Source organism: Vibrio cionasavignyae, assembly GCF_050337155.1.
Classification (GTDB): domain Bacteria; phylum Pseudomonadota; class Gammaproteobacteria; order Enterobacterales; family Vibrionaceae; genus Vibrio; species Vibrio nomapromontoriensis.
This window is the reverse complement of record NZ_JAKJSR010000034.1, coordinates 24229-46303: the sequence shown is the minus strand read 5'-3', so window position 1 is coordinate 46303 and position 22075 is coordinate 24229. Positions and strand designations below refer to the sequence as shown.

General features: G+C 44.5%; 25 protein-coding genes and 1 pseudogene. 14 read left to right on the top strand and 12 right to left on the bottom strand.

Annotated elements, in window-relative coordinates:
* Positions 1-8: 8 nt before the first annotated feature.
* From secY to rplQ, 7 genes are all read left to right on the top strand, one after another.
* Positions 9-1343, top strand: a complete 1335-nt coding sequence (gene secY / locus L4D74_RS23210) for a preprotein translocase subunit SecY (RefSeq protein WP_250619388.1) — start codon at positions 9-11, stop codon at positions 1341-1343.
* 27 nt (positions 1344-1370) lie between these two features.
* The gene (gene rpmJ, locus L4D74_RS23205; protein WP_000868186.1) at positions 1371-1484 is read left to right on the top strand and encodes a 50S ribosomal protein L36; all 114 of its coding nucleotides are present in this window, start codon (positions 1371-1373) and stop codon (positions 1482-1484) included.
* A 148-nt stretch (positions 1485-1632) separates the two neighbouring features.
* Complete coding sequence (gene rpsM, locus L4D74_RS23200; protein WP_102471324.1) at positions 1633-1989, top strand: 30S ribosomal protein S13; 357 nt, start codon at positions 1633-1635, stop codon at positions 1987-1989.
* A gap of 18 nt (positions 1990-2007) precedes the next feature.
* Positions 2008-2397, top strand: coding sequence for a 30S ribosomal protein S11 (gene rpsK / locus L4D74_RS23195; RefSeq protein ID WP_001118870.1), 390 nt, complete (start codon positions 2008-2010; stop codon positions 2395-2397).
* 35 nt (positions 2398-2432) lie between these two features.
* Positions 2433-3053, top strand: coding sequence for a 30S ribosomal protein S4 (gene rpsD, locus L4D74_RS23190; protein ID WP_265677369.1), 621 nt, complete (start codon positions 2433-2435; stop codon positions 3051-3053).
* Between the two features lie 24 nt (positions 3054-3077).
* The gene (locus tag L4D74_RS23185) at positions 3078-4070 is read left to right on the top strand and encodes a DNA-directed RNA polymerase subunit alpha (protein WP_102471322.1); all 993 of its coding nucleotides are present in this window, start codon (positions 3078-3080) and stop codon (positions 4068-4070) included.
* A 26-nt stretch (positions 4071-4096) separates the two neighbouring features.
* On the top strand, positions 4097-4483 hold the full coding sequence (gene rplQ, locus L4D74_RS23180) for a 50S ribosomal protein L17 (RefSeq protein WP_031493230.1): 387 nt from the start codon (positions 4097-4099) through the stop codon (positions 4481-4483).
* Between the two features lie 123 nt (positions 4484-4606).
* On the opposite strand, the gene L4D74_RS23175 is transcribed toward rplQ, so the two are convergent.
* Positions 4607-5077, bottom strand: a complete 471-nt coding sequence (locus L4D74_RS23175; protein WP_428754803.1) for a DUF2780 domain-containing protein — start codon at positions 5075-5077, stop codon at positions 4607-4609.
* A gap of 90 nt (positions 5078-5167) precedes the next feature.
* Entirely contained in the window at positions 5168-5791 is a 624-nt protein-coding gene (gene bamJ / locus L4D74_RS23170) for a BamJ family beta-barrel-assembly machinery protein (protein ID WP_428754802.1), read from the bottom strand.
* Positions 5792-6003: 212 nt separating this feature from the next.
* Between bamJ and L4D74_RS23165 the strand changes: the two genes are divergently transcribed.
* Positions 6004-6600 (top strand): OapA family protein, encoded by a 597-nt coding sequence (locus L4D74_RS23165; protein WP_428754801.1) that lies wholly within the window; start codon positions 6004-6006, stop codon positions 6598-6600.
* Between the two features lie 16 nt (positions 6601-6616).
* Here L4D74_RS23165 and L4D74_RS23160 read toward each other — a convergent pair whose 3' ends face one another.
* Together L4D74_RS23160 and cpdB are read right to left on the bottom strand one after the other, a co-directional pair.
* Positions 6617-7069: a GNAT family N-acetyltransferase gene (locus L4D74_RS23160; RefSeq protein ID WP_428754800.1), complete on the bottom strand. Its 453-nt coding sequence runs from the start codon at positions 7067-7069 to the stop codon at positions 6617-6619.
* A gap of 95 nt (positions 7070-7164) precedes the next feature.
* On the bottom strand, positions 7165-9126 hold the full coding sequence (gene cpdB / locus L4D74_RS23155; RefSeq protein ID WP_428754799.1) for a 2',3'-cyclic-nucleotide 2'-phosphodiesterase: 1962 nt from the start codon (positions 9124-9126) through the stop codon (positions 7165-7167).
* Between the two features lie 313 nt (positions 9127-9439).
* On the opposite strand from cpdB, the gene cobA reads away from it, so the two are divergent.
* The 5 genes and pseudogenes from cobA to cysC all read left to right on the top strand — a co-directional run bounded on the left by cobA (position 9440) and on the right by cysC (position 15170).
* A complete protein-coding gene (cobA, locus tag L4D74_RS23150; protein ID WP_428754798.1) occupies positions 9440-10300 on the top strand; it encodes a uroporphyrinogen-III C-methyltransferase in 861 nt (286 codons plus the stop codon).
* A gap of 39 nt (positions 10301-10339) precedes the next feature.
* Positions 10340-11266: pseudogene (gene cysD, locus L4D74_RS23145) on the top strand (sulfate adenylyltransferase subunit CysD); the annotation flags it as partial.
* Positions 11267-11284: 18 nt separating this feature from the next.
* Positions 11285-12697 (top strand): sulfate adenylyltransferase subunit CysN, encoded by a 1413-nt coding sequence (cysN, locus tag L4D74_RS23140; protein ID WP_428754797.1) that lies wholly within the window; start codon positions 11285-11287, stop codon positions 12695-12697.
* Between the two features lie 100 nt (positions 12698-12797).
* The gene (locus L4D74_RS23135; RefSeq protein WP_428754796.1) at positions 12798-14522 is read left to right on the top strand and encodes an SLC13 family permease; all 1725 of its coding nucleotides are present in this window, start codon (positions 12798-12800) and stop codon (positions 14520-14522) included.
* A gap of 30 nt (positions 14523-14552) precedes the next feature.
* Positions 14553-15170, top strand: coding sequence for an adenylyl-sulfate kinase (cysC, locus tag L4D74_RS23130; RefSeq protein WP_428754795.1), 618 nt, complete (start codon positions 14553-14555; stop codon positions 15168-15170).
* A 135-nt stretch (positions 15171-15305) separates the two neighbouring features.
* Here the strand turns inward: cysC and L4D74_RS23125 are convergent, their stop codons facing one another.
* From L4D74_RS23125 to L4D74_RS23095, 7 genes are all read right to left on the bottom strand, one after another.
* Positions 15306-16211 (bottom strand): TIGR03899 family protein, encoded by a 906-nt coding sequence (locus tag L4D74_RS23125; RefSeq protein WP_428754794.1) that lies wholly within the window; start codon positions 16209-16211, stop codon positions 15306-15308.
* Between the two features lie 362 nt (positions 16212-16573).
* Positions 16574-17095, bottom strand: a complete 522-nt coding sequence (locus L4D74_RS23120; RefSeq protein WP_428754793.1) for a DUF3299 domain-containing protein — start codon at positions 17093-17095, stop codon at positions 16574-16576.
* A 10-nt stretch (positions 17096-17105) separates the two neighbouring features.
* A complete protein-coding gene (locus tag L4D74_RS23115; protein WP_428754792.1) occupies positions 17106-18365 on the bottom strand; it encodes an ABC transporter permease in 1260 nt (419 codons plus the stop codon).
* The gene (locus tag L4D74_RS23110) at positions 18362-19051 is read right to left on the bottom strand and encodes an ABC transporter ATP-binding protein (protein ID WP_428754791.1); all 690 of its coding nucleotides are present in this window, start codon (positions 19049-19051) and stop codon (positions 18362-18364) included. Before L4D74_RS23110 ends, L4D74_RS23115 begins: the two co-directional genes overlap by 4 nt.
* Positions 19052-19114: 63 nt before the next feature.
* The gene (gene zrgA, locus L4D74_RS23105; RefSeq protein ID WP_428754790.1) at positions 19115-19819 is read right to left on the bottom strand and encodes a zinc uptake protein ZrgA; all 705 of its coding nucleotides are present in this window, start codon (positions 19817-19819) and stop codon (positions 19115-19117) included.
* Between the two features lie 48 nt (positions 19820-19867).
* On the bottom strand, positions 19868-20161 hold the full coding sequence (locus tag L4D74_RS23100; RefSeq protein WP_428754789.1) for a DUF2607 family protein: 294 nt from the start codon (positions 20159-20161) through the stop codon (positions 19868-19870).
* A 142-nt stretch (positions 20162-20303) separates the two neighbouring features.
* The gene (locus L4D74_RS23095; RefSeq protein ID WP_428754788.1) at positions 20304-20855 is read right to left on the bottom strand and encodes a YtfJ family protein; all 552 of its coding nucleotides are present in this window, start codon (positions 20853-20855) and stop codon (positions 20304-20306) included.
* 279 nt (positions 20856-21134) lie between these two features.
* Between L4D74_RS23095 and L4D74_RS23090 the strand changes: the two genes are divergently transcribed.
* Positions 21135-21335 carry a DUF1107 family protein gene (locus tag L4D74_RS23090; protein ID WP_250619368.1) on the top strand — a complete coding sequence of 67 codons (201 nt, stop codon included), beginning with the start codon at positions 21135-21137 and terminating at the stop codon, positions 21333-21335.
* An 81-nt stretch (positions 21336-21416) separates the two neighbouring features.
* On the opposite strand, the gene msrA is transcribed toward L4D74_RS23090, so the two are convergent.
* Positions 21417-22037, bottom strand: a complete 621-nt coding sequence (gene msrA / locus L4D74_RS23085) for a peptide-methionine (S)-S-oxide reductase MsrA (protein ID WP_428754787.1) — start codon at positions 22035-22037, stop codon at positions 21417-21419.
* Positions 22038-22075 lie beyond the last annotated feature (38 nt).

Sequence of the window (22075 nt, the reverse complement as noted above, 5' to 3'; positions counted from 1 at the left end):
AGGTACAGATGGCTAAGAAACCAGGACAAGATTTTAACAGTGCAAAAAGTGGCTTAAACGAGCTCAAGTCGCGCCTTTTATTCGTACTTGGTGCGTTACTCGTGTTTCGTGCTGGCTCTTTTGTGCCGATTCCTGGTATTGACGCGGCTGTACTTGCCGATTTGTTCGAACAGCAAAAAGGTACCATCGTAGAAATGTTTAACATGTTCTCCGGTGGTGCTCTAGAGCGTGCATCTATTTTAGCACTGGGCATCATGCCGTATATTTCGGCATCTATTGTTGTCCAGTTGCTAACTGTAGTTCATCCAGCGTTAGCCGAACTCAAAAAAGAGGGTGAGGCAGGGCGTCGTAAGATTAGCCAATATACGCGTTATGGTACGCTTGTACTTGCAACTTTCCAGGCAATAGGTATTGCAACTGGCCTTCCAAACATGGTCAATAATCTGGTTGTTATCAACCAAACCATGTTTACGCTAATTGCGACCGTAAGTTTAGTAACCGGTACCATGTTCTTAATGTGGTTAGGTGAACAAATTACAGAGCGTGGAATCGGGAATGGTATTTCTATTCTCATCTTTGCAGGTATTGTTGCTGGGTTGCCTTCGGCAATCGGTCAAACAATCGAGCAAGCGCGTCAAGGTGAACTGCACGTTCTTCTTTTGTTGTTTATTGCTGTATTAGCTTTTGCAGTTATTTACTTTGTAGTGTTCATGGAGCGTGGTCAACGTCGAATCGTCGTTAACTATGCGAAAAGACAGCAAGGCCGTAAGGTATTTGCAGCTCAAAGTACTCACTTGCCGTTGAAAATCAACATGGCAGGTGTAATTCCGGCAATCTTTGCATCAAGTATTATCCTGTTCCCAGGAACATTGGCTCAGTGGTTTGGTCAAAATGGTGAGAGCAGCGCATTCGGTTGGTTAACTGATGTGTCTTTGGCTCTTAGCCCTGGTCAACCATTGTATGTAATGCTTTATGCTGCAGCGATAATTTTCTTCTGTTTCTTCTATACGGCGTTGGTTTTCAACCCAAGAGAAACAGCAGATAATTTGAAGAAGTCTGGTGCATTCGTACCCGGTATCCGCCCAGGAGAGCAGACAGCGAAGTATATCGATAAAGTAATGACTAGATTAACCCTAGCGGGTGCGCTATACATTACCTTTATATGTCTGATTCCCGAGTTCATGATGGTCGCTTGGAACGTACGTTTCTATTTTGGCGGCACATCACTACTAATCGTAGTGGTAGTTATCATGGATTTCATGGCACAGGTACAGACTCATCTGATGTCTCAACAGTATGATTCTGTGTTGAAAAAAGCAAATCTGAAGGGCTCCGGCCGCTAATTCAGATTTCATTTACGGAGTTTAGCAATGAAAGTTCGTGCTTCCGTTAAAAAAATCTGCCGTAACTGTAAAGTCATTAAGCGCAACGGTGTTGTGCGAGTGATCTGCAGTGAGCCAAAGCACAAACAGCGCCAAGGCTAATTAAGCAGAAGTTTTTACTTGAAATATGAGGTATGGTCGAGTATATTCCTCGACCTACCTTTTGCGTGCAAAAGAAGTAGTATCCCGCAACGTATCCTAGACGGGCTTTGTTGCGGATAATTCTTTTCGATACACTATGGAGTGAATAATGGCCCGTATAGCAGGCATTAACATTCCTGATCAAAAGCATGCTGTAATCGCATTAACTGCGATTTATGGCATCGGTAAGACTCGCTCTCAAGCTATTCTAGCTGAAGTGGGTATTGCTGAAGATGTTAAGATCAGTGAACTAAATGAAGAACAGATCGATCAACTGCGTGATGGTGTTGCAAAATACACTGTAGAAGGTGATCTACGTCGTGAAGTATCAATGAACATCAAGCGTCTTATGGACCTTGGCTGTTACCGTGGTCTTCGTCATCGTCGCAGTCTACCACTACGTGGACAGCGTACTAAAACCAACGCTCGCACCCGCAAGGGTCCGCGTAAGCCGATCAAGAAATAGTCGGGAAGGTAGAGTACAATGGCTAAACAACCAACACGCGCTCGTAAGCGCGTACGCAAGCAAGTTGCTGATGGCGTAGCGCACATTCATGCTTCTTTCAATAATACAATCGTAACCATTACTGACCGTCAAGGTAACGCTCTTGCTTGGGCTACTGCAGGTGGTTCAGGTTTCCGTGGCTCTCGTAAATCCACTCCGTTTGCTGCACAGGTTGCTGCTGAACGTTGTGCTGAAATGGCGAAAGAATACGGTCTAAAGAACTTGGAAGTTATGGTTAAGGGTCCAGGTCCAGGTCGCGAATCTACTGTTCGTGCACTGAACGCTGCTGGTTTCCGCATCACAAACATTGTTGATGCTACACCAATCCCTCATAACGGTTGTCGTCCACCTAAGAAACGTCGCGTATAAACGTATAACGTTTCTGGGATAATTGGAGAAGAATCATGGCAAGATATTTGGGTCCTAAGCTGAAGCTTAGCCGTCGCGAAGGTACTGACTTATTCCTTAAGTCTGGTGTACGTGCGATCGATACCAAGTGTAAAATTGATAACGCACCAGGTGTACACGGCGCTCGTCGCGGTCGTCTATCTGAATATGGCGTTCAGCTTCGTGAGAAGCAAAAAGTTCGTCGTATCTACGGCGTTCTAGAAAAACAATTCCGTAACTATTACAAAGAAGCTGCTCGCCTTAAGGGCAACACGGGTGAAAACCTACTTCAGCTTCTTGAAGGTCGTCTTGACAACGTAGTTTACCGCATGGGCTTTGGCGCAACTCGCGCAGAAGCACGTCAACTAGTTAGCCACAAAGCTATCGTAGTTAACGGTAAAGTTGTAAACGTTCCTTCTTTCAAAGTTTCGGCTAACGACGTTGTTACTATCCGCGAGAAAGCTAAACAGCAAGCTCGTATTAAGGCTGCTCTAGAAGTTGCTGAACAACGTGAAAAACCAACTTGGATTGAAGTAGATGCTGGTAAGATGGAAGGTACATTCAAGCGTATGCCTGAGCGTTCTGACCTATCTGCTGACATTAACGAACACTTGATCGTCGAGCTTTACTCTAAGTAAGGTTTAAACAAAAGAGAGGACACAATGCAGGGTTCTGTAACAGAATTTCTTAAGCCACGTCTTGTTGATATTGAACAGATCAGCACGACACACGCAAAAGTAACTCTTGAGCCATTAGAGCGTGGTTTCGGTCACACTCTAGGTAATGCACTTCGTCGCATTCTATTATCTTCTATGCCAGGTTGTGCTGTAACAGAAGTTGAAATAGAAGGCGTTCTGCACGAGTACAGCACTAAAGAAGGCGTTCAAGAAGATATCCTTGAGATATTGCTTAACTTGAAAGGTCTAGCTGTTCGCGTTGCCGAAGGCAAAGATGAAGTATTCATTACGCTGAATAAATCAGGCTCAGGCCCTGTTGTTGCAGGTGACATCACCCATGATGGTGATGTAGAGATCGCTAACCCAGAACACGTTATTTGTCACCTAACGGATGACAACGCTGAGATCGCTATGCGTATCAAAGTTGAACGTGGTCGTGGTTACGTTCCAGCTTCAGCTCGTATCCATACTGAAGAAGATGAGCGTCCAATCGGTCGTCTACTTGTAGATGCTACATACAGCCCAGTCGATAAAATCGCCTATGCTGTTGAAGCAGCTCGTGTAGAACAACGTACTGACTTAGACAAGCTTGTCATCGACATGGAAACGAACGGTACTCTTGAACCTGAGGAAGCTATCCGTCGCGCAGCTACTATTTTAGCTGAGCAATTGGATGCATTCGTAGATCTTCGCGATGTACGTGTTCCTGAGGAGAAAGAAGAGAAGCCGGAGTTCGATCCTATTCTACTGCGTCCTGTAGACGATCTTGAACTAACAGTTCGCTCTGCTAACTGTCTGAAAGCAGAAGCGATTCACTACATCGGTGATCTTGTACAGCGTACTGAGGTTGAGCTACTTAAAACGCCTAACCTTGGTAAAAAATCTCTTACTGAGATTAAAGACGTACTTGCATCACGTGGTCTTTCTCTGGGCATGCGCCTAGAAAACTGGCCACCAGCGTCTATCGCTGAAGATTAATCGATACTAGTTAGAAGGATTAGGTCATGCGCCATCGTAAGAGTGGTCGTCAACTCAACCGCAACAGCAGTCATCGCAAAGCGATGTTCAGCAATATGGCTAGCTCTCTTGTACGTCATGAAGTAATCAAGACTACATTGCCTAAAGCAAAAGAGCTACGTCGCGTAGTTGAGCCTTTGATTACACTAGCTAAGACTGACAGTGTTGCTAACCGTCGTCTAGCATTTGCACGTACTCGTGATAACGAAGTAGTTGCGAAACTATTCAACGAACTAGGTCCACGTTTTGCTGCCCGTCAAGGCGGTTATACACGTATCCTAAAAGCTGGCTTCCGTGCTGGTGATAAAGCTCCAATGGCTTACATTGAGCTTGTAGATCGCCCAGAAGCATCTGAAGAAGCTGCTGCTGAGTAATCAGTAGGTTCGTAAGAACTGAAAAGCCGAGCATTTATGCTCGGCTTTTTTGTATCTGCATGTTAGTGAACTAAGATATTGGAAACTCAGTTCCTAGAGGTGACGTTAGCTTATCGCTATCAATTATTGCCAAAGGCTCGTTAGCGAACTGAGCAGTTCGGAACTCGCGCCTTGTTTTCCTAAGTATTCCAATACGACAGGCGCAAATTGCGAAATCATACTTGGGTCGAGCCCAACGGATGAGAAGGCACTTTTAACACCCTCCATACTTTCCACCGATTTTAGTAATCCACTACTATCCAAAGATGACAGACCCGGAATGAGTGAGTGGAGCTCGGTTACGCCACTAGTTCCCAGTTGACTCTGAGCTAAAGAGAGTAGCGCCCCTGCGCCAGCAGAGGCTTGCTCGGGGGACACTGATAAATTATTTGTTAGGTCATTGATCATCGCGGAGTCTTGAAATTGGCTCAATGAATTAGCACTACTCAGCAGACTATTCGCTGAGTCTGAGTCAATCTTGGGTAAATCGAATTCGGCCATTACTGGTAAGGTCAAAAGAGAAAATGATAATGCGAGGGGAAGAGTGTTGTTCATAATACGATCCATTTAAATGTGCTCGATCGTAAGTGTAGACAAAAAAAAAGCAGTGACGAATCACTGCTTGGTATATTTTTTCTTTGAAGATTAGCCTAGGATTTCTAGAAGCTCTACTTCAAATACAAGTGCTGCAAATGGTGGGATTGCTGCGCCAGCGCCGCGTTCACCGTATGCAAGATCTTGTGGGATACAAAGTTTCCACTTAGAACCAACAGGCATTAGTTGAAGTGCTTCAACCCAACCTTTAATTACGCCAGTTACTGGGAACTCAGCTGGCTGGCCACGTGATACAGAGCTGTCAAAAACAGTACCGTCAGTTAGCTCGCCGTGATAGTGAACACGTACAGTGTTGTCTGAAGTTGGAATTTCACCAGTACCTTCAGTGATGATTTCGTATTGTAGACCAGATTCAAGAACAGTCACTTCTGGACGAAGTGCGTTGTCTGCTAGGAATACTTCACCGTCTGCTGCAGCTGCTTTAGCCGCTTCTTGACGCGCAGATTCCGCACGTGTGTGCAGATCTTGTAATGCGTTGTTGATCTCATCAATTTCGATTTCTGGCATATCACCAGTAAGCGCTGTTGCAATACCTTTAGCGATCGCATCAACGTTAAGACCTTCTAGGCCGCTTCCAGCAAGTTGTTGGCCCATTTGTAGACCAATACCGTAGCTTGCTTTTTGTTCTACAGTTTCTAATTTCACGTCAGACATGACGGTCTCTCTTTACTTATCGAATGAAGCCGAAAGGATACCAGTTCTGAAATAAAACCGGAATGGTCTTAAGAAGTTTTACTATTTAATTTGAGGAAGTTGTAAAACTTGTGACATTAGACTGCTATAAATAGGTTTTCCTACGATTTTTCTATACTCTGATCGTGGGTTTTCTTAAACTGGAGCCGTTGTGTAGCAGGAGACGGATAGGAATGAATCGTCGTCAAAGGAAAAAGCAGAAAAGCGATCCCTTACAATCGTTTAAGGCCTTATGGGCAAACATCGACTTTTCAAAGATAAAAATGACCATTCAATCAGAAGGGTTAAGAGCTAAGGAAAAGTCCCGTACGTTTTGGCTGGGCTTACCTCGGTTGCATCGTCGTTTATTGAGTGTCATCGCCCCTGTCGTAATTGTATTATTGCTTTGGCCTTCAAGTGAGGGCGATGTGTCACAACCAAGTCCAACTAATCAACGTGTGACGGTGAGCGTCAATACTCAATCATTGAGTGAACAAAGCGGTGTTGTCCAAGCTGAAGAGGCGGTTGAGACGCAATGGCATGAATATACGGTAAAGAAAGGCGATACGTTGGCGCAAGTTTTTCGCAAGAATCAACTGCCGATGGCTGATCTGAATTCGTTGGCTCGTGTTGAAGGCAGTGACAAACCGTTAAGCCGAATTAAACAGGGGCAGCTTATTCGCTTCAAGTACAGCCCAGAGGGGCAGCTCGATATCTTGCAGATCGAAAAAGGCGAGCAATCTGTTATGTTTTTCCGTCTATCAGACGGCGGTTTTGGACGTAGTAAGTAGCGTAATCAGGCTGACGCTATCGCGTCAGTCTCATGTCTATATGTGGGATATCGTCTTCGAGATATTGCTCTGAACAAGCACAAAACCCATGCTTTCCATAATAGGCTTGGAGATGATACTGAGCACCAATTGTGATATTTTCATTTGGCCATAGTCGGTCACATTCTTTGATTGCCTGATCAATGAGATCATGTCCTAGCCCATTTCCTCGATGGCTTTCTTTAGTCGCAACACGCCCAATGCTAACCTCATTGTAGCTGGCCCCCTTAGGTAACAGTCTCGCGCAGGCGATAAGTTCATCCCCATGATAGCCAAGTAGTTGGTGTACGCCTTCTTGGTGATCTTTATCATCGAGCTCTGGATAGGGGCAAGTTTGCTCAACAACGAACACATCAACTCGCAATTTTAGTAGTCGATACAACTCTAGTGTACTTAATTCATTAAATGTCTTTGTTTTCCAAGTTAGCATTCACTTATCACCTATAGCTGATCAGCGTTTAGAGTAAACCGGATGAATTAAAAAAGCCACGCGTCAGCGTGGCTTAATACTCATGAGCAGGCGAATTATTTTTGTAGGTCTATACGATAGACAGCAAAGCCAACGTCATCCGTCGCGACTTTCTCCATTGGATATTGACCTTTGTCTTTAATAAATTGTGCCGCCTTGTCAGAAGGTGATGTCTCAAAACGAACATCAACTTTTACTTTTGATGTAATCGGCGCAAACGTCCAGTTGTTATCAGCGCTAGGTGTCACTTCCCCTTTTTCTTTACTGATCTTAGAGATGTAATTTGCCACGATAGTGCGGTTTTCATCTGGAGAATCAAAGGCGATAAACTCACTGCCTGTTCCCGGGAACTTGTTACTGTATGCGCGATAGTTGTTGGTCGCGACAATGAAGGTTTGATCCATATCGATAGGTTTACCTTGGTAGGTCAGACCGACAATACGCTCACTGTCTTCATTCAGTGGCTTGCAGTTGCCATCGTAACGAGCCGGTTGGGTTACGTCGATTTGATAGTTTACCCCATCCATAACATCGAAGTTATATGTACGGAAGCCATCCCAATCAATGAGAGACTGTGGTTGGTCAGTGGTAATATCAATTTGTTTAAATTGCCCAGCAGAACACTCTAGCCATTCTTTTACTTCTTTACCTGACATTTTTAATGCCACAAGCGTGTTTGGATAGAGATACAGATCGGCAGCATTTCGGAAAGTCAGTTGGCCTGACTCAACTTCAGTAAAGTTAGCTGGGTCATTTTTTCGACCGCCCGCTTTAAATGGCGCTGCTGCAGAAAGGACTGGAAGACCATCCAAGTCAGGGTCGCCTTGGATCATGGTTTCTACATAGTCTTTTTGTGCCAAGTTAACGATTTGCACGGTAGGGTCATCTTGTACTAATGCCAGGAAGCTGTACATGACATCATTTGCTTTACCAATTGGCTGGTTGACGAAGTCACGGGTCGCATCATGGTCATCTTTGATCGCCTCTACTATCCCTTTATCGGCGTCAACCATGGCTTTCTTATTGTTCGCATCATAGATAGGACGAGCTTCAGTTTGTGCATTTGTGACTTTCCAGCTATCGCCCTCCTTCTCTAACATTAAGTCCATGACACCGACATGGCTGCCCCAGCGGCCTGGCATGACGGCAGCGACGCCATTGATAGTGCCTTTTTGGTTATCGACACCTTGAATGTTGTCAAAGCCCTTACCTGGAAATACCGAATGAGAGTGCCCAAATGCAATCGCGTCGATACCTTCAACGTCAGAGAGGTAATACGTTGAGTTTTCTGCGCCAGTTTTGTAAGGATCGCTGGATACACCAGAGTGAGGGATGGCAATAACAATATCGGCGCCCTCTTTCTTCATTTGAGGTACTAGCTCTTCAGCGGTCGCTTTAATATCTTTTGCAAACACTTTACCTTCGAGATTTTTCTTATCCCACACCATGATTTGCGGTGGAACAAACCCGATATAACCTATCTTAACTTCTTGAGCTTTTCCGTCACTGTCTTTGAAGGTATGGGTTTTGATGAGGTAAGGCTTGAAGTAGTGTTCCCCTGTCTTTTTATCAAACACATTAGCGCTGACGTAAGGGAAGTTAGCTCCCTTTAGCGTTGCCGCTAAAAAGTCTAGTCCGTAGTTAAACTCATGGTTACCAATATTACCCACATCATAATTAAGCTGGTTCATAGCCTTATAGACAGGGTGAACATCGCCGTCCTTGACCCCTTTAGCAGCCATGTAATCACCCATTGGACTCCCTTGGATAAGGTCGCCATTATCAACTAAAACGCTGTTGGTGACTTCTTTACGGGCTTCTTTAACCAAAGTGGCAGTTCGAGCTAAGCCGATCTTTTGTGAAGGCTTGTCTTTGTAGTAGTCATAATCCATCACATTCGTATGAATGTCGGTTGTCTCGATTATTCTAAGCTTAATTTCATCAGCCATGACTGGGCCTGCTATTGCAAGCATACCGCTAAGAACGGCGATCGAAATCGGTTTCACTGCCACTTTCATCTTCATATCCTTTTTATGGAAATTTGTTTCAAAACATGCAGATTGTATCAATTTGATGTGAAATTTATTTTTCATACATAGGTAAAGTGTGATCTGAATTGATTGTTATTGTGATATTTGGCTTGTAAGTCTCATATGCACATTGTGCTGTTAACAATAGCTGCTGTTAGCTAGCCTTGCGTTGTTCCGTGTAACAAAAGTCTGCAAATAAATCCTATAGTGGTTTTTGGAATAAAAAATGAAATTTTAGAATTTCCGGTAATATAGCCAGTTGGTCATAATGCCATCATCAGAGACGCGATGGACGGCCACAATGGAACAGCCTTTTAACCCAATAACGGAATTGAAAACGACACCTCAGTTGGTGACGAGTTCGGTAAAGCCTAAGTTACCGACGTCGATACTTCAGTCTGGTGAAGTTGCGTTGGTCGGTGCTGGCCCTGGCGACCCTGAGTTATTGACGCTCAAGGCTCTTAATTATTTGCAGCAGGCAGATGTCGTTTTATATGACTATCTCGTGTCTGACGAAATAATGGCATTGGTGCCAGAAAGCACGGTGTTGGTGTGCGTTGGTAAACGAGCCGGCCACCACAGCGTACCTCAGGAAAAGACTAACCAGCTACTTCTCGAGTTTGCTCAAAGCGGTCACAAAGTGGTTCGAATTAAAGGAGGTGACTCTTTTATGTTTGGACGAGGGGGCGAAGAACTTCAAGTGTTGGCGCAAGCGGGTATTTCGTTTCAAGTTATTCCGGGTATCACCGCAGCTGCTGGTGCAACGGCGTATGCCGGCATTCCTCTTACCCACCGCGATTACGCTCAATCTGCTTTGTTTGTTACTGGGCACTTAAAGCCAAACAGTGATGATATGGATTGGTCGACACTCGCACGTCCTAAACAAACACTTGTGATTTATATGGGATTGATGAAATCCGACTATATTCAGCAGCAATTGGTTCTCCATGGAAGAAGCCCGAACGTACCCATTGCCATCATTGAACGTGGTACTCAACAGACGCAAAAAGTGTTTGTGGGTCAACTGAAGGATCTTACGGATCTGGCGAGAGATGCTCAAGCTCCATCATTGATCGTAGTAGGCGAGGTCGTTGAATTAGCGAAAGATCTTGCTTGGTTTGGTGAGGCATCGACTCAAGTACTCAAAGTTAAGAGTGCATAGGAATTCAGTCTGGTAGAGGTTTAATGGCCTTTACTCGAAAAAAAGGAAGCACAACAAATGGATCAAGAAAGACTCACTCACCTCAAACAACTCGAAGCGGAGAGCATTCACATTATTCGTGAAGTCGCTGCCGAATTCGATAATCCGGTCATGATGTATTCGATCGGTAAAGACTCTTCAGTCATGTTGCATCTGGCTAGAAAAGCATTTTACCCAGGGAAAATACCTTTTCCTTTATTGCATGTCGATACCGATTGGAAATTCAAAGAGATGATTGAATTTCGTGATCGCACGGCGAAAAACTATGGCTTTGAGCTTTTGGTACATAAGAACCCAGAAGGCCTTGCGATGGGGATAAATCCATTTGTGCATGGTTCCTCAAAACACACGGATATCATGAAAACTCAAGGGCTCAAACAAGCGCTGAATCACTATGGCTTTGATGCGGCTTTTGGTGGGGCACGTCGTGATGAAGAAAAATCCAGAGCCAAAGAGCGCGTTTACTCTTTCCGCGACAAAAATCACACCTGGGATCCAAAGAACCAACGCCCTGAATTATGGAAAACTTATAACGGGCAAATCAACAAGGGTGAGAGTATCCGAGTATTCCCTCTGTCAAACTGGACGGAACTGGATATCTGGCAATACATCTATTTAGAAGGCATTGATATTGTACCGCTTTACTTGGCCGCTGAGCGACCAGTCGTGGAGCGCGATGGCATGTTAATCATGGTTGATGATGATCGAATGGACATTCAACCAGACGAAAAAGTAGAGAACAAAAGCGTACGTTTTAGAACACTTGGTTGCTACCCACTCACAGGTGCAGTGGAATCAGAGGCGGCGACGTTGACGGAAATTATTGAAGAAATGCTGGTTGCGACATCCAGTGAAAGACAAGGCCGTGCGATCGACCATGATCAGTCTGGATCAATGGAGCTTAAAAAACGTCAGGGATATTTCTAAGGATCGAAGGGACACATTATGAATAGCGCAGTAGAAGCACAACTTGCCGAGCTAGGCATTGAGGGATACCTCAATCAGCATCAACACAAATCCTTACTTCGATTTCTGACCTGTGGTTCAGTTGATGATGGTAAGAGTACGTTAATTGGGCGCTTGCTCCATGATTCTAAGCAAATTTATGAAGATCAACTAGCTGCGGTTCACTCAGATAGCCAACGCGTAGGGACGACAGGGGATAAGCCTGATCTTGCGCTGTTAGTTGACGGTCTGCAAGCTGAGCGCGAACAAGGTATTACCATTGATGTAGCTTATCGTTATTTTTCAACTCAAAAGCGAAAGTTCATCATTGCCGATACTCCAGGGCATGAACAATATACTCGTAACATGGCTACTGGCGCATCGACCTGTGATTTAGCGGTGATTTTGGTGGATGCACGTAAAGGCATGTTAGATCAAACTCGACGCCATTCCTTTATCGCCAGTCTACTGGGTTTAAAGCACTTTGTGGTTGCTGTAAACAAAATGGACTTAGTTGACTTTTCCCAGCAACGATTTGAATCCATTCGTGATGATTATTTGGCATTTTCAGAGAAGCTAGGTAAAGGCATTGATATTCAAATTATTCCTTTGTCTGCGCTTGACGGCGACAACGTGGTTGAGCCCAGCGAAAACATGCCTTGGTATCAAGGAAAGCCGCTTTTAGAGTTGCTTGAGAATGTCGATATCGATCAAGACAAACGCTATGGGGAATTCCGTTTCCCGGTGCAATATGTCAGCCGCCCAAACCTAGACTTTCGTGGTTTTGCGGGGACGGTTGGCTCGGGCGAAGTTCGAGTTGGCGATGAAATTAAGTCATTACCATCGGGAAAAACATCCACCATCGAGAGTATTGTCACCTTTGATGGAAACTTAGATGTAGCCTTTGCAGGACAAGCGGTCACGCTAACATTGAGCGATGAAATTGATATTAGTCGAGGTGATCTGATTGTTAAGCAAGACGCAAAAGTCACGTCTTCAAACCGATTACTTGCCGACGTGGTTTGGATGACGGATGACGCGCTCGCGGCAGGAAAAACGTACGACATCAAGATTGCTGGTAAGAAAACCCAAGGTCAATTAGAGACAGTGCGTCACCAGTACGACATTAACACGCTCGCATCATTTGATACAGAAACCTTACCCCTCAACGGAATTGGTTTATGTGAGTGGTCACTCACTGAGTCAGTAGCCATTGATAACTATGATGCGGTTCAAGATACCGGAGGCTTTATTATCATTGACCGCCTGACCAATGTGACGGTCGGAGCTGGTTTAGTACGTGATGCGTTAGCAGAGCAAGAGCGCTCGCCTAAGGAACGTATGGGGGCGTTTGAAAGTGAGTTGAAAGCGTTAATCATGAAGCACTTCCCTGAGTGGGATGCAAAAATTTAACGTGTAGCCCTAGTGGTGAGTGACTGTTTACTCGGTCGATGATCTCGTCAGCCTAATGATAGATTAATCGACCGTGTAGCTGCTATCGAGGATAAGGATTATGTGGGAACAGGGAGTCGTCTTAGCGCTATTGATGTCAATCATTAGCTGCTTGGTAGCAACTCAAATTAAACCTAGCCTTATTTTTGCTGGCGCAGCGTTTATTGCTTTCATTAGTGGTATGACAGAATTGAGTGTTATCGCCACGAACTTCACGAACTCATCATTATTGACGTTAGTGCTGTTGATTATGTCGTCTGCCGCTTTAGAGAAGACACGTTTGATTAGCTGGGTAAGCCGTTCTATTGCAACCGGAAGACTCGGGTCGGTGGTCGCCAAACTGGGGATTTCTACGGCCCTGTTGTCGTCGTTTACCAATAATACCGCTGTCGTAGTATCGCTTATTGGGGCGATTAAACGTAACCAACGCCATGCGCCTTCTAAATTACTCATTCCTTTGTCTTATGCGGCTATCTTGGGGGGAACACTAACGCTCATAGGTACCTCAACCAACCTGATCATTAATAGCTTTGTTGAAGATGTAGGATTACCGAGTCTTGATTTTTTTGCACCAACTTGGATTGGTTTGAGTGTCTTAGTTGGTGGCGTCATTATTCTGATTCCACTGAGCTACCTATTACCAAACTATGATGATGATAATCAAGATGAACTGCCTTACTTTTTGGAAGCTAGGGTTGAACCTGGCTCACCACTTGTGGGTGGCAGTATTGCTGAGAATAACTTACGTGCATTAAGAAAATTGTTTTTAGCTGAAGTAGTGCGTGATGGTGACACGCTTGCTTCCGTTGGTCCCGATTTTGTGTTGAAGGCAAAAGACAGGCTATTGTTTTGTGGTGATGTAGAGAGCGTCAATACGTTACAAGAAATCAATGGACTGACGTTTTTTGGACAGCATCATTTAAATGGTCAAAATCTTCTTGAAGTCGTAGTGAGTTCCTCGGCTACGTTTTGTAATAAAACGCTGAAATCGAGTCATTTTCGTGACAAGTTTGATGCAGTAGTTGTGGCCATTCGTCGTGGACATGAACGTTTGGAAGGTGGATTAGGGAACATTGTTTTGCAAGCCGGCGATACGTTGGTTTTAGCGCCTGGAAAACGTTTTGACGATGAAAGGCGTAAGTATCGTAAAGAGTTTGTCTTGGTGAATGACTTAGACTCGAGTGCTCGGCTAGATATTTCGAAGTCGAGTTATGTGCTGTTGGGCTTTGTTGTCGTTATTGCGTTAGCACTTACTAACATTTTGCCGATCATTAAAGGGCTTGCGCTATATCTTATCGCGATTCTTGCTTTTGGCATCGTGAATATTGGTGAGCTAAGACGACGCTTTCCAACGGACATCGTCGTGATTGTTGGCTCGGCGCTATCTATTGCTCAATTGATGATCTCAACGGGCCTATCTGTACGGATGGGCGAGATGTTTATGGAGTTGTTTAACGGTTGGGGTGTCTTCGGGGCTTTGGTGGCGACTTATTTTGTGACCTTAATTCTTACGGAGCTGATTACCAATAACGCCGCAGCGGCTCTCGCTTTTCCTATTGGCTACAGCATGGCAGTGGGCTACGGCGTTGATCCGATGCCGTTTATTATGGCGGTGTTATTTGGCGCTAGTGCAAGCTTCATTTCACCGTATGGTTATCAAACTAACTTGTTGGTGTATAGCGTTGGTAATTACCAACTTAAAGATTATCTGCGAATAGGCATCCCTATTTCTATCGTGTATTCGGTACTGGTATTAGCGCTTATTCCGTACTTCTTTCCATTTTAATATTGATGAGAGTGACAATTAAGGATTTATATGTCGGACATTACTTTAGATAAAGATGAGAACGTGATCTGGCATCAGCATTACGTCACCAAATTGCAGCGTTCAGAATTAAAGCAGCAAAAGCCCGTTGTATTATGGTTTACCGGACTTTCTGGTGCTGGAAAGTCCACGGTTGCGGGTGCATTAGAAACGGAGTTACTTCGTTTGGGTCACCATACTTACTTACTGGATGGGGATAATGTTAGACACGGTTTGTGTCGAGATCTTGGCTTTTCGCAACAAGACAGACGTGAAAATATTCGCCGTGTTGGTGAGTTAGCAAAACTGATGGCGGATGCTGGATTGATTGTACTCTCTGCCTTTATCTCTCCTCATAGAGAAGAGCGGGCGTTAGTGAAATCACTGCTTCCAGAGGGGGAGTTTTTAGAAGTGTTTGTGGATGCGAGTCTAGCGGTATGTGAATCTAGGGATCCTAAAGGCTTGTATAAGAAAGCACGAGCAGGTGAGATCGCTAACTTCACTGGCATTGATTCTGAATATGAACAACCTATTGACCCAGATATTCATCTTCAAGCGAGCGAGAAAAGCGTCGCAACGTTGGTGGAAGACTGCTTAGCGGTACTTAAAGAAAAAGGGATCATTGGTTAATCCCACCCGGTTACTATTCAGGCAATGATTTCATTCCATGTGATGACTTTGCGTAAACTGGCAAGGCTAGGTGGGTAAGGAATAGGGGGCACACTCTATTCCTTTGTCTTCGCATCTTAGTGATGCTGACTATCATTAGACTTGGTGGTGAAAAGAGGACGTTACTTCACCCGCGACAGTGAATTTTCTGTTGAGCAAATTCACCAGTTTCTCTTGGTAATGAGTATTACCGCGATGCCCTAACAGCTGGCATAATTCATTCCCTGTTGGAGTAAAGCGATAGTAGGTTAGCCGAATCCCTTTCAGCTTAGATTGCAGCAGAAACTCGCTTCCTTGGTAGTTGAGCTTCAATGCTGGCTCTTGCGCAATTTCCCCTGACTCCAGTTCTGTACCTAACAAAATTCCCAACTCTATGAGCAGTAATAGGCTTGAATATGGCAGGTTAAACTCACCTAGACTTAGTTCATCGAAGCTCTCTCTTTTTGAAAAGCTAAAGAGTCCTGCATGATGTTTGATCCCTAATAGTAGCTTTCGGCTACTGTCTGCACCAAAGCTGCAAGCAAGAGAGGCGGCTCGTTGCAGTGTTTGAGCTTCTTTTGGTGTCATGTCCCTAAGCGTTTTTAGTGCTTTCATTGAGGTGGATCCGGGATTAGTGACTTCTCTTTTGAGCACTTGCGCCCAGAGCTTTTGCATGGACGTATTATGAATATCCTGAGCCATATCAAAAAAGCGCAATAGCCAATCAAAATCGGGTTCGCTGGATACTTCGCTGTTACATGCTTGAAGTGACAACTTGACGATTTGCTCCAGGTTTTTTTGTCGTTGCTCTTTGCGCTGTTTGTCTCGTTGTATTGCTCGTTCAAAAACACTTTTGCTGGGGGACTCTTCACCGATGAGAGCGTCAAGCAAGTGGTTTTGAGCAATGGCTCGGATACGACTCGCACTGTCACGCATATGAGAACTCTTTTTCTGAGTTTGCTCATTACGCGCGGATGTCGCCTCAATGATTGGAGATGGACTGCTGGTCGTTACATTGCTCATAGTCATACACTTGGCAGGTTGAATGAGAGTTTGGGATGAAAGATAAATTTAACGAGGTTTTGCCAATATGACTAGCGCTATTTGTGTGAGCTATTTTCCGATTTAACAATTAGAGCAGGTATGTTGTAAAAATACCTAGGCTAAATGATAAAATTTTGTTAAATTTATTGGGTAAGTAAGGGGGGCGTTATGCGGCACTCAGGAGAACCTAAACTCAAGAAACATATCTCGACGGTATTGTTACTAGGCGTCTATATCGGCGTGCTAGCGTATCTTTCAACCTATATCAGTTAAATACTATACGCTAGCAAATCATCCATTTTCGTCACGCAGTTTTTTGTTGCGTATTTGTTATGTGCATTCTAGTTATCATCGTAATCTTCAATATGGAGACCTTCAATTAAGTAACCTGTCTCGGCAAGTTCAGAATTGATGGTCTCTGTCTTCAGTGTCCCTACAACATAAATGACATCCCATAGACGATGCACTGGTGCGCCTTGTTTAAATTTCACATAAACGATTTGGTTTGGCGGTGGTGGTGGGACGTGTATGCAAGCACCAAAATAGGGCACCAACAAAAATTCAGTCACCGTATCTTCATCGCCTTCTAGTGGCACGACAAAGCCTGGTATTTTTACTGTGCTGCCATCAAGCTCTTGACGAACGGTGCCAACTTTTGACTGTTCCATTTGTCCACCAGAGTGATTGGTTATAGGCATACCGACGGCATCAAACTGATTTCGCTCCGCTTCGGGGATTAAATCAATCCAATCAAGCTTAAGCACTTCGCTATCGGTACTTTCGCTACCTTGAGCTAGTGCGGGAGGTAGACATAAGCCCATAGTCAGCATAATGACACAGCTTATGCGAGTGAATATTGTCATAAAAATCTCGTCATACTCGGATGGTCATGCCATCGCTTAAAGATTGTTGATAGGCGCGTAAGGCAGGGAAGAATCCAATAAGGATCCCAGCCAGTTGCACAAAACCAAGTAGCAGCCATTCATGTTGGCTAACGCCTGATAAGGTTATACTAATTCCATATTGTGACGCAATGATGGGACTCGCGATAGCAAGTAGGCCATAAGTGCCTGCAACCCCCACGATTATACCGACAGTCGTTAAAGCCGTTGCTTCACTGACCAACAATGCAAAAACATGTCTCGGTCTTGCTCCCATTGCCCGTAGAATTGCCATTTCACGCCGACGTTCTTGCAGGCTTGTTAATAAGCTAGATAACATTCCCATCAAACCAGCAACCACAACAAAAATAGAGACCATTAACAGAGCTTGCTCTGCCACGCTCATTAAACCCCATAATTCATGTAAGGCGATACCAGGCATGATGGCGCTTAATGGCTCTTGTTTGTAGGTGTTGATTTGTCTTTGTAGTGCAAATGTTTGGATTTTACTGTTTAGCCCAACCAACATTGCAGTAATTTGTTTAGGTTGGAAGTCCAGATTTTCTAATTGCTTTTTACTCGGGGCATTACCCAAGTTAGCACCGGTTTCCCACCCTACGTGTATAGCTTCAATAGCACCAAGTGAGACATGTACGGTTTTGTCGACAGGGGTTCCGGTCGGGGCTAATACACCGACGACCTTAAAGGGGAGGTTGTCGTGGCGGCTGAAACTCACATCGCTGATACCATGAGCAATAATGATTTCGCTGCCAATTTTATACCCTAATGATTTTGCCACGTCTGAGCCGAGAACCGTTTCAAATACACTATCAAAAGCACGACCTTGGCTAAAGGTCAAAGCCTGCTTTTTACCGTACTGATAGTGCTCGAAATAACTGTGATTGGTGCCCATGACTCTAAAGCCTTTATGCGAATCTCCAAGAGAGATGGGAATCGCCCATTTGACGGCTTTGTGCTGACTAAATTCTTCAAAGCTCTTCCAATCAATATTGTTAGTGGCATTACCAATGCGAAATACCGAGTAGAGCAATAAGTTGATTTGGCCTGACCGTCCTCCGACGATTAAATCGGTGCCAGAAATAGTATTAGCAAAACTACTTTTCGCTTGAGTACGAATACGTTCGACGCCCATTAATAAGATAACGGAAATCGCCACAGTGAGTACGGTGAGTATGGCGGTGGTTTTGCGATTGAGCACGCTTTTCCAAGCCAGCTTTAGGGTGATACTCATGATGACCTCGCCTGATTTAAAACAGTCAAATTAGCACTGCGACTAAACAGCGGCTCTAAACTTGGATCGTGGCTAACGAATACCATGGTTGAGTTTACTTGGTTTGCTTGCTCCATTAGCAGTGTAATGAAGGCTTCGCGATTATCATGGTCGAGTGCGGATGTCGGCTCATCTGCAATGAGAATTTCTGGTTGTCCGATCAAAGCGCGCGCAGCCGCCACCCTTTGCTGTTGGCCGATACTCAGCTCAACCACAGGCTTCATCCATAGCTGTGGGTCAAGGTGCAACTGTTGTAGTAAGTGCTTAGCCTCGTTTTGGAGTGTGCCTGAAACTTTATTACGTCGATGTTGAGAAAACTCACAAGGGAGTGTGACATTATCAATAACCGACAGGTAAGGGATCAGGTTAAATTGTTGGAAAATATAACCAATATGGTCTGCTCGAAAACGGTCTCTGTGTCGTGATGGCAACTGGGTCAAGGATTGCCCTAGTGCTTTAACCTCACCAGAGTCGGCAGTATTAATACCGGTCAGTAGGCTCAATAGTGTCGACTTTCCGCTGCCACTTGGCCCTTTTAAAAATAAATGCTCACCTTGCTCGATGATGAGCTCTGGGATATCGATGGTGGGCGGCTGGTTTTTTTGCCAGCAAAAAGAAACATTGCTGAGCTCAATTACGCTCGTCATAAAGACCTCACTAAATATGCCCCAAGCGAAAGCTCAGGGCAGCAGTTAATCGAGTCGAATTCGTTAAAATTGAATCGTGGTTGACGTTGAGTTGAGCTCACTAGCAGATTGAGCGTTATCGGTTAATAGGTTGACTGATACTTTCTCGGTTGATGGGAAGTGAGTAAACCATTGGGTTTCAATTTTTGAGAGGTCAGATAGGTTTGAACAGCTAAATTGGTATTGCACGGTAAATTCGCCGTGTCCATCATGTTGGTCGTGGTCGTGGTCGTGGTCGTGGTCGTGGTCGTGGTCGTGGTCGTGGTCGTGGTCGTCATGACCATCATGCTCTGCGTGTTTTTCATGGCCGTGATCGTCGTGACCGTCATGCTCCGCATGTTTCTCATGCTCATGATCGCCGTGGTCATGATGACCTTTATGAGCGCTGTGATCTTCATGGTCGTCGTGCCCACCTAACCCGTGTTCAACATGAGTATCAACGAGTGTACAGCCTAGTGAGCTTGGTAGGGTAAAGATCTTGTCCGCTTGTGCCAGTATGGCTTCAGCGTTAGCAAGAGCCTTCTTTTCAGCCTCACTCTTAGCACTATGCTCAAATCCAACAACATCGGCGCCTGGTGCTGTAATTTCGAATAATAAGTCTTGGCCATCTTGAGCAATGTTCATCGCTACTTGTCCATGGACATGAGCGTCATGTTGACGAAACTCGTCATTTGCGACAGCAATAGGGGCAACGATGATAGAGGCGAGTAAAGTCATACGTAGTTTCATGGTGATTCCTAATAAATAAAATGTGTAATAAAAATAAGAGTGTATGAGTTAACTGGGCATTGGAGGGGAGCGAGCAGAAACAGATAAAGGCGGTCGGTTGGCAACTTCATTAAACGATGGCTGAATGGTATCGGGAGCCAGTGTTGGAAGTGGAATTGCTAAGCCTGAGGTCGGAATGGAGTGTGAGCCTTTGCCATAAAGGGCGCACTGGTGATGCTGGTGATCGCTATGTTGCTCGTAGTGATGTTCGATGGAAATAAAATTAATAGAGAGTAGAAGCAAAGCCAATGCGAGAGCATGATACAAGGGTGTACCTGATGTAACGGCATAGGTTCGTAACACGACATGAACTCTTCTATTTGAAATTAATTGTTATAGTATAACAACTAAATATTTTTTCCAGATGAATGGTGAGGTTTCGGTCTATTTAGCTGGGAGAAGGCAAGGGAGAGAGGTGCTCCCTTGCGGTGGTATGCGTAACTTATTATAGGTTTTGTTTGATTAGCTCTAGAACGGAGTTGACTTCATCGTCACTTAATATCCCTTCTTTCACGAATAGTACTTTCCCTGATTTATCTTGCACAATAATAGCGGAGCTTTCGGCTTCTAATTGCCATGCACTTGCCACTAAGCCATGCTCATCAAGGACCATGGATGACCAAGGAAATTCTTTTTTGCTGTCCTCTGCCGATGATTTTACGAATGATCCCGTTCCCCACATCGCATCGTCTTGATTGATCACCGTTGTCGTTTGATAGCTGTCTTCTGGGAATTTTTCATCAGTAATGGCTGCCATGAGTGGGGCGTTCATTTTTTTCGAGCTGCTACGTCCTGCAATGGCCTGAATAACCCGTACTTTTCCGAGCATTTGTGTACTCTTCCAAGCGCTATAATTAATGGTGTCGCCTTCTAGTAAAAGCTCACCATGAGCATCGACAGAGACAGAACGCGCGGCTGAGCCTACTTGTACATTGGTCGCTAACGCGAGTGTTGGCAGACAGAGTAACGTTAAAGAGAGGAGAGACTTTAGTTTCATTGTGATATTTCCATATTATTATTTGATGATCGCGATAACCATAGGTGAACCTTAGGTTAAGTACAACTTGTAGATGTTGATTTGACCAAGACATGTACTCAGCTTGATAAAATCATCATAAGCATAACAGTGATTTATAACTTGTTGCAAAGATGTTAATTTCAATTTGTCTAATGCGAAAGTTCAGGTATACTTGTCAATAGACGCAAAAGATATTGCGAGGCACAGCAAAGAACTGTGTAAGACAAGATTTACTCAAACGGATATTGAGGTCAGATTATGCTAAAAAAATTTACGGTTTATCGTCCGAAACAGATCGCAAAGTTTGTAAAAACTTTATTTAAAGGGCAATTCTTTATTGCTGGTCTTGGATTGTTCATGTTCGATAATGGCAAGGTTTTACTTCCGGGGATGGAAGACCGCCGTAAACTGGATGCCTTTAAAGAGATTAACGGTGAGATTGCTGCCTTAGCGATATAAGCAGTCTAAACCAAACGTTAAAAAATGCCTCAGACTTGTCTGGGGCATTTTTTTTACGCTAATCTAGCATGCAGCATATTTTTATTGAGGAGGGAAGCAAACGCCCGTTCCGCCTATACCACAATAGCCGTTGGGATTTTTTGCCAAGTATTGCTGGTGGTAGACTTCAGCAAAATAGTAATGGTCTGAGAGGCGAATCTCAGTTTGAATTTCGCCTTTATCCCCTAGCGCCTGTTGAAACTGTTGTTTAGTGGTTTGCGCCAATACTAGCTGCTTGTCATCATTGCAATAGATGGCGGATCGATACTGCGTACCGACATCATTACCTTGACGCATTCCTTGCGTCGGGTCGTGTTTTTCCCAAAAAACTTTGAGAAGGTCGGTGAGCGTAGTGAGCGTGGTGTCATAGACAATACGTACGACCTCTGTGTGACCAGTCATGCCTGAACACACCTCTTCGTAGGTTGGGTTAGGCGTATAGCCTCCCGCGTAACCTACAGAGGTGCTCGTGACACCAGGGAGTTGCCAAAAAACACGCTCAGCCCCCCAAAAGCACCCTAAGCCAACTATAATACTTTCTTCATGCTCCGCTAAAGGAGCGGTGACATCATTGTGGTAAATAAAGTGTGGTTCCATGATGGCGATGGCATGTTCTCTGCCAGGAAGTGCTTCGGCTTCTGAAACCATGTCTGTTTTTCTCATGGGGATTCCTTTTTTAGTTGACGAACGGCAGTGTAGAT